Source organism: Lacisediminimonas sp., assembly GCF_030645335.1.
Classification (GTDB): domain Bacteria; phylum Pseudomonadota; class Gammaproteobacteria; order Burkholderiales; family Burkholderiaceae_D; genus Lacisediminimonas.
On sequence record NZ_JAUSNH010000193.1, the window covers coordinates 1 to 7,998 of the forward strand.

5 protein-coding genes are annotated in these 7,998 nt (G+C 61.8%); 2 read left to right on the top strand and 3 right to left on the bottom strand.

Going from position 1 to position 7,998, the window contains the following annotated elements; all coding sequences use genetic code 11:
- Both Q7T64_RS13645 and Q7T64_RS13650 read right to left on the bottom strand, forming a co-directional pair.
- Window positions 1-4,134 (bottom strand): filamentous hemagglutinin N-terminal domain-containing protein (locus tag Q7T64_RS13645; RefSeq protein ID WP_304796727.1); only part of this gene is annotated, 4,134 nt, incomplete at its 3' end.
- A 53-nt stretch (window positions 4,135-4,187) separates the two neighbouring features.
- A complete protein-coding gene (locus Q7T64_RS13650) occupies window positions 4,188-5,846 on the bottom strand; it encodes a ShlB/FhaC/HecB family hemolysin secretion/activation protein (protein WP_304796730.1) in 1,659 nt (552 codons plus the stop codon).
- A 390-nt stretch (window positions 5,847-6,236) separates the two neighbouring features.
- Here Q7T64_RS13650 and Q7T64_RS13655 point away from each other — a divergent pair, with 390 nt between their 5' ends.
- The gene (locus Q7T64_RS13655; RefSeq protein WP_304796733.1) at window positions 6,237-6,686 is read left to right on the top strand and encodes a glycine zipper 2TM domain-containing protein; all 450 of its coding nucleotides are present in this window, start codon (window positions 6,237-6,239) and stop codon (window positions 6,684-6,686) included.
- Window positions 6,687-6,728: 42 nt separating this feature from the next.
- Window positions 6,729-6,887, top strand: coding sequence for a DUF3309 family protein (locus Q7T64_RS13660; RefSeq protein WP_304796736.1), 159 nt, complete (start codon window positions 6,729-6,731; stop codon window positions 6,885-6,887).
- Between the two features lie 78 nt (window positions 6,888-6,965).
- On the opposite strand, the gene Q7T64_RS13665 is transcribed toward Q7T64_RS13660, so the two are convergent.
- Entirely contained in the window at window positions 6,966-7,661 is a 696-nt protein-coding gene (locus Q7T64_RS13665) for a fumarylacetoacetate hydrolase family protein (protein ID WP_304796739.1), read from the bottom strand.
- Window positions 7,662-7,998: the final 337 nt, after the last annotated feature.

Genomic DNA, 7,998 nt, shown 5'->3' on the forward strand with positions numbered 1-7,998 from the left:
GTTTGCGCCATTCGCTGTGGAATTGCCGCCTGAAGCCAGGTTCAGGGTGCGCCCTTCCAGCGTGCTCAGTCCGGAAAGATACAGGTTGTTGATATTCCATGCCGGATCAAGCGCGCCGCCACTGATGGTGCCGCCGGTCCACAGCAAGTCGTTCACGTGGAGGCTGCCACTTCCCTGCAGCACGCCGCCCGACACCCCCGCCAGGCCGATGGTCGACGCACCATTCAATGTCATGCGGCCGCCCAGCACGTTCAGCGAGCCACTGCCCGACAGCGAACCGTTGGCAGTGAAGCTGCCGTCGCCCGAAGTGGAGAGCAGGCCGTCGACGATGGTGGCGCTGTTGACCGTGACCGAGCCACCATAGATATTGAGCGCGTTGCCGGTATTGATGCTGAGGCGGTTGACGACATCGACGCCGCTGGTATGGCCAACGGCATAGCCGGTGTTGATGATGACCTCATCGGCGGCGCCTGGCAGTACGCCGCCAGTCCAGTTGCCCGCCGTACTCCAGTCAAGGTCGCCCACACTGTTGTTGAAGTAACGGGGCGCCGGCGGCAAGGCCGTCAGCCTGGTCGCTTCGCCGGCAAACAGGCTGTAACCGGCCTGCATGTGTTCGCCCGCCACCACGGTCTGGAAGGTTCCCGTGCGCTGGCCGTCGGCCAGCAGGAAGGGAATGGCGTCGCCGACGGCGGGCTTGTAGTCATTCTGGTAGCTTGCAAGCAGGCTGCCGCCGAGCGCGACATCGCCGCTGACGCTGACCCGGTCGAACATGCCTGTCTCTTTGCCGCCGAGTTTGATTTCCATCGATGCAGCAGTACCCTGTTGCAGGCCGCCCCGGATGGTCAGGGTCCCGATCTCACCGGCAGCACCGGGCTGCAGCCGTCCGAAGTTTTGCAGGGTTCCTTCCCCCCCTACCACCTCGATCGTGCCGGTGCCGCTCACAGTACCGTGTTCGAAGTTTGTCAGCTCGCTGCTTACGGCGAAGCGCGCATCGCTGCCCACGGCCAGCGAACCATAATTGCCCAGCCTGGTGGCCGACAGCGTGCCGCTGTTGACGCGCAGCACGCCAGCGTTATCGATGCTGCCCACAGAATGCGTTCCAGTGCTGGTGAGCACAGAACCATTGGTCAGGTGCAAGCCTGCACCCTCCAGGGCCGTGGAGGATCCGTCCGGGCCAAGATTGACGGCGCGGTTGTCAATACCAAGGTGATTGGCGAGATTGAGTTGTCCAAAATCCCAGCTCGGGCCCGAGCCAGTTCCGCGCAAGGTGCCGCCGGACACGTCGAGCTGCGAAGCCGACAGTTTTCCGGGCCCTTGCAGGATTGAACCCTCCAGCGCAACCCGTTGCAAGGACAGGTCGCCATTGATATTGACAACGCCGTTCGGATGAGCGCTGCCGAACGCGATGGTCGCTGTCGCATTGTTGCTGCCGTTCTGGTTGATGACGGCAGTGCTGGCCAGCGTGATCGCGCCGGCGCCGAACGCCGCAGATGGCGCAAAGCGCAGCACGGTGTCGATGTCACCCGTGCCTGCGTTGACATTGAATGTGCCGCTATGGACACCACCGGCCAGCTTCAGCGTCCCGGCATTGACGTTGACGATGCCGTTGTTGTTGAACGTGACCGCCCCTTCCCCGGACGAACCGCCAAGCCAATTGTTCGCACCGTAAGATACCGAATTGATGGTGCCAGCGTTATTGATTGCGCCAATGCTGTTGATTGCGCCACCATCGTCGCCAAGCGAACCAAAAGTGCTGGCTTGCGTGTTGACATCATCACCGCCGACCATCGGATATCCAATCCTGCTGCCCTCCATCAGGTTGAGCACGCCCAGGTTGTCGACCTGTGCATTATTGGCCAGCACCAGGTTGGCAAACTGCGCATTGGACGTGCCGCCCGCCGCCAGCACCAGCCGACGGCCGTCGAGCCGGGTATTGCCGGACAGTGCCAGGTTGGTGAAGCCATAGGCGACAGCGCCGCTTGCGCCCGTGATCGTGCCACCGCTCCAGCCGAAATCCGTCACCGTCAGCTTGCCAGAGCCGTCCAGTGCCCCCCCGGTCATCGTTGCCCGGGCAAGATTGAGGTCATTATTGAGGTACGTCGCACTGCCGGCTTCACCGGAAAAATCCACCAGCGCATTGTCCACACCTTCGGACGAGAGCAGGTTGATGGCCGCCCCCGACAATACGGCCGTCTGCTCGACACCCGGCGCAAATGCCAGGACGGTCGCAGCGCCGCCACCCGCGTCGGAATGGACGTTGAACGTACCGCCGTAAGAGCCGCTGCCCGTCAGGCTCAGCTTGCCGAGATGGACGTTCACGGTTCCAATATTGGTCAGGTTATCAATCGCCGCATAACCGGAACCAAACTTGTTGATCATGCCGCTGTTGAATACCGAGCCGCCGGTCGAGGCGATCGCTTTATCGGCATAACCTGTGAGATTGACCGTGCCACCGACCATGTTGCTAAAGCTGGTTCCATTCGCAAGTTGCAGCTTGCCGGCCCCCTGGAAATCGACCTGGCCGTAGTTATTCCAGGTGCTACCGCCGACCAGGCTGGTCGTCCCGCCAGTCACGATACTGGCCATAGTGCCGGTGCCATTCGTGCCCAGGTTGACGTTATCCAGCGTCGCGCCCGAAAAAATCAGTTGCCCGCTGCTGCTCAGGCTGCCGCCATTGAGTGCAATCGAATTGCTCAATGCCGCTGTGCCGGCATGGGACAGCGCCACATTGAGCTTGCCGCTGGTGGCCGTGATTGCCTGCTGCAGGTTGATGTTGCGCTGCGCGCTCAGGGTCAGCGTTGCGTCAGTGCCAGCGGTCTTGACGATAGCGTCAAACACATTGATATCGCCGCTCTCTGTGCCAGGCTCGGCCGTCGTGACGATGCTGACGTTGGTGCCTGCGTTCAGCGCCTGCTGCAACAGGTCCGTGGTGACAACCGCAGTGTCTCCGGTGCTCGAACTGTCAGGATCATTGGGGAGATCGCTGGTGCGTTCCGCAGCCCGGACTGAAATATTGTTGGGATCGATCAACCACTCGCCGCCCGGGCCGACATCGGGCGCACGCAAGATGGCGAAGCCCTTCTTGCCGGAGGTTTCGACAAAGCCGCCCCGCCCTTGGCTGCCGCGCGCAACCAGGCTGCCATCAACGAACGCAGTTTCCTCAGCCACCAGCCGGATGTCGCCGCCGCTGGTGCCGCTGGCCTCGATCACTGAACTGGCGTCGGTCGTGACTGACCTGGTCGCCCGCAAGAAAATCCGCCCGCCCTCTTTGACGACGCTGCTGGCGTTGATGCTGCCCGCATTGCGCACCAGCACACCGGCCATGCCCACACGACCGGCTTCTGCCAACACCTGGCCGACATTGAGCGCGCTACCCTCGGTGCCGGTGATCGCGACCTTCACGCCAGGCGTGCCGGTATCGGCGATCTCGACCGTCTGGCCCGCAGCCAGCAGGACCTCGCCGCCCGGCGCCCTGATCAGGCCCTGGTTCTCCACGCTGGAGCCGACCAAGTAGACATTGCCGCCTTGCGGGGTCGTGATGCTGCCGAAATTGGAAACTCCGGCGCCGCTGCCGCTGAAGTTCAGGCGGTCGGCCAGGAAATCCTCATTGCGCACACTCAGTGTGCTGCCGATGAATCCAGCCACATCAATCGTGGCGCCCGGCCCGACCATGATGCCGGCGGGATTGATCAGCCAAACGCGGCCATTGCCGGTCAGCGCGCCCATCAATGAAGACGGATTATTGGTGATGACGCGATTGAGCACCGCCGATGTGCTGGATGGCATCTGGAAATCGACCCGTGCCGCACTGCCGATGTTGAAGGTGTTCCAGTTGATGATTGCCTTGTCGGTCGTCTGGCTCACCCGCATCTGGTTGCTGAGCTGGGAAATGAGCGCCTGTCCCGCCACCAGCTGGCCGCCGGTGGGCAGCGCGCTGGCGCTGACCTGGGCCAGTGCAGCCGCTGAAATGCCACCCAGCAGCACGCCGGCCAGCGCACGCAGCGAACGCGACAACAATGCGTGCAACAGGCCGGGCATGCGCTTGCGTGGCCGCCATGTCAGGGTCATGCGGCGACCGCCAAGGCGCACCGTCATCACGATCGGCTTTACGGCTGTTTTTCTTGTTTGTTCCATGCTTCCTCCGCTTGCGGGCCTCGTCAGAGGCGCCGGCTACGTACTTCCGGAACTCAAAATCCGATCATCACGGCCACGTGGCCGCGCCAGTGTCCTGTTCGCTCTTGCGACAAGGGGCCGGTGGCGACAATGCGGGCAAAATCAGCCCGGATCGCCACATCGCGTCCGCTTGCATAACGCAGTCCCGCACCGATGCTTCCCACCGTGCCGCGCGAGGGTACGGTGGTGCCCGCGGTCTTGCTGTTGAACCCGCTTGCCATGTCCTGGAATGCCAGCACGCGCAGCGTGCCCGGAATACCGGCACGGGCAGCCAGCTCGGGCGTGTACCACTCCAGGTTCAGCACATAGCCGCTGTCGGCTGCAAAGCCGCGCTCATTGAAGCCGCGCACGGTCGAGGAGCCGGCCAGTCCGATCTGCTCACCCGCCACCAGCGGCAGGCCGCTGAATTGCATGGCGCCGCTAACTTTCAACTGCCAATCCGCCGCCAGGGCCTTGAGCCAGTTGACGCCGCCGCGCAGGATGCGGAAATCATCGCGGGTGCTACGGCTGCCAGGGGTGAGGTAGGAGTAGCGATCGACCGTGCCGTCAAGGCTGGTGTACCGGGTGCCGCTGGCCAAGTTGTAGGCCAGGCCGAAATTGAAGTCCAACGCCTGCCCAGGCGAGGTGTGCTGGACCATCCATGTGGCCGACAGCGGCGTGGTCGTATAGGGAACACAACTCGCCACCGGCGGCGTGGGCGGGGCAATGCTCAGCTCCACGCCATTGAACGAACAGCGGGCATCGCTGTATTTGTGGTCCAGTCCGATGACCAGTTTTTCGGTCTGTTGTCCGATGCGCGGAAAATAGTGGTTCCACCGGACGCCGTAGACATTCCCACGGCCGACGATCGACAAGGCGCCGCCGAGGGTGGGCGTACTGCTCGGCGTATTGACGCTGGACTTGCCGAAAATGAAATCGAGGCTGTCGCCGATCGAATACAGCGGCACTCGGTAGCCCAGGCTGAACAGATTCACGTTCACGCCCGACGGACTGTCGGGCGACGTAGTGTAAGCCAGCGTCGCCACATGGTCGCGGTTGAACAGGTTTGCATGTTGCCACGCCGCGCCGGTACGCCAATTGCCGGTTGCCGCCGTGCCGGTATTGTCGGCTGTAAAGAAAACGCGCGTCGGCTTGACCTCAGTCACCGTGACCTTGGCCTCGACCTTGCCTTCTTCGGCGCCGGCGCCCAGCAAGACCTCGATTTGCTTGGCCGGGTTCTCGTTGGACAACTGGATGTTTTCCGACAGGGCCGCAAGGTTGGGCACCCGGCCCAATTGCAGCGACGGCAGCCCCGCCAGCACATTGGCATTATTGAAATGCAGGTTGTCCAGTACGGTGATCCTGGACACGACCGCTTCGGTGACCCGGATACGCACGGCGCCGGTTCCCAGTTCCTGCTCGGGAACATACACCTGCACCGTACTGAAACCGCGTGCGCGGTAAGCCGCTTCCAGCGTTTCCAATGCCTTCTGGATATCCCCATAGACGCGGCCGCGGCCTGTCATGGGCGCCAGCATCGCCTCGATCTCTTGTGGCGGCAGCAGGGTATTGCCGTCCACCTGATAACGCATGATGTCGAATCGCTCATCCTGCGCCAGGCAAAGCAGCGGCGAGCAGGCCAGTAGCAGGGCCAGGGCGAAATGGCGCGCGCGCAGGGCGGATCGAAACAGCATGTTTTAAGGAACCCCAGCAGGAAGACCTTGGCGACCGTTCACATGCAAGATGATTGCAATCGGGCGGAAGAAAGTTTCCAGTTTATAACATGGTCGGTTAATTGGCGAACAGTTATGCGATTAACGAACATGCAACATGTTTTGTTGACGGGCTCCCGAGAAACTTTCCCCCGCATTGATCGGGGGCGACGGCCCGCTCCAACAAAAGAAACAGCCTCTGGTGCAGGCCTGAAAACCTGTTCCCTGGCAAGCGGAATGAGAGGCAAAGGCAACTGTAACAAGCTGTTATCCAAGCAACCTTTGTCCGATGAATGAGTCTATAACTGCATGCGATAGATTCTTATCGAATGGCTTAGCCCTTTCCCGGGCTGCCGACCAAAGGAGCTAGAGTTGAAAACGAGAAAATTCATTATCGGCGCGGCAGTCGCTGTGGCCACCTTGGTGGCTGGTTGCGGTACGACCAACCAACCGATCAACACCTACCCCCCCTCCTCGAACACTGCCGCCTCGGGCTATGGCGTAGTCGAGTCGATCCAACCGGTTGCTGCCAGTCGTAGCGGGCCAGGCCTGGGTACGATCGCGGGCGGTGTGATCGGCGGCGTGCTGGGTAACCAGATCGGCAGCGGCACGGGTCGCACCGCGGCCACGGCGGCTGGCGTCATCGGTGGCGCCGTCGTTGGCAACCAGGTCGAGCAACGCCGCGGCGCGCAGGCAAGCGCATACCAGGTCGGGGTACGAATGAACAACGGCAGTTACGCGACCCTGACGCAAGAAAACATTAGCAACATCGCAGTAGGCGATCGCGTGCGGGTCGAAAACGGTCTGGCCGTGCGCTATTGACCGGATTGCGATTGCGCACAGGTCGTCCCGCCAGGTGCGAAGATGACGCTGACAACGGTCTTGCTGCTTGTCCTGGTCCTGATCCTGGTCGGCACCTTGCCGGCTTGGCCCCATAGCAACGACTGGGGCTATGGGCCGAGCACCATCGTGGGCCTGCTTGTCATTGGGCTGCTGGCGCTGATGTTGATGGACAGGCTATAGAGGCAGGGCTTGTGCGCGCACATGAAAAAACCCGCTGGCTTGTCGGCACAGCGGGTTTTTTCAGGTCGGGCGTCAGTCTTAAGCGATTCGGACTTTCAGTTCGCCAAGCCCCGCTACCGCGCCGACCAGCAGATCACCTTTCTTTACGGCCGCCACCCCCTCCGGCGTGCCGGAAAATATCAGGTCGCCCGGCTGCAGCGCGAAATACCTGGACAAATGCGAAATCATTTCGTCGACGCTCCAGATCAGCTTGCTGACGTCGCTCTTCTGGCGATGTTCGCCATTGACCGTCAGTGAAATCGTACCCTGGGTGATCAGCCCGGTATCCTGCACCCGATGCAGCGGACCGACCGGTGCCGACGCATCGAAGGCCTTGCCGAGATCCCACGGGCGGCCGAGCTTCTTTGCCTCGCCCTGGAGATCGCGGCGGGTCATGTCCAGGCCGAGCGCATATCCCCAGATATGCCGGGACGCATCCGCCACCTCGATATCGCGCCCGCCCACGCCAATGGCGACCACCATTTCCATTTCATGATGCAGGTCGCTCGTCATCGACGGATAGGGCATCTCGCCGACTTGCCCGTCCGGCACGACCAACAGGGCATCAGCGGGCTTCATGAAGAAAAACGGCGGTTCGCGGCCGGTGTAGCCCATCTCTTTGGCATGATCTTCGTAATTGCGGCCCACGCAGTAAATGCGGTGAACCGGAAAGCGCGCCTTGGTGCCCACAACCGGCACCGAGGCCGTTGCGGGGGGTGTAAATACAAAACTCATGACAACCTTTCTGCCTTGTGTACGGCTAATGCAATGGAGCAGTGTGGCACGATTGAATTTCAAAATGGTCACGTGGGTCAAACTCGAAGCTCCAGACCGCTTCGTTTCGCCGCAGCGTGCCGGTACCGGAGCCCTCAAGCACGCTGAACACCGCGCCATCGGTCTGGCTCCAGGCCTCGTCATCGAAGCCCGCTGACAGCCTCGGTATGAAACTGGCCATGATTGGCACGAGGCGTCATGCGCGGGTCCGGTCTGTCGTTGATCTCCTGCCGTGTGGCGGGTTTCTCAAGCATCGCCATCATCGAAATACACGCCGTCCTGTTTGAGCAGTTGCTGA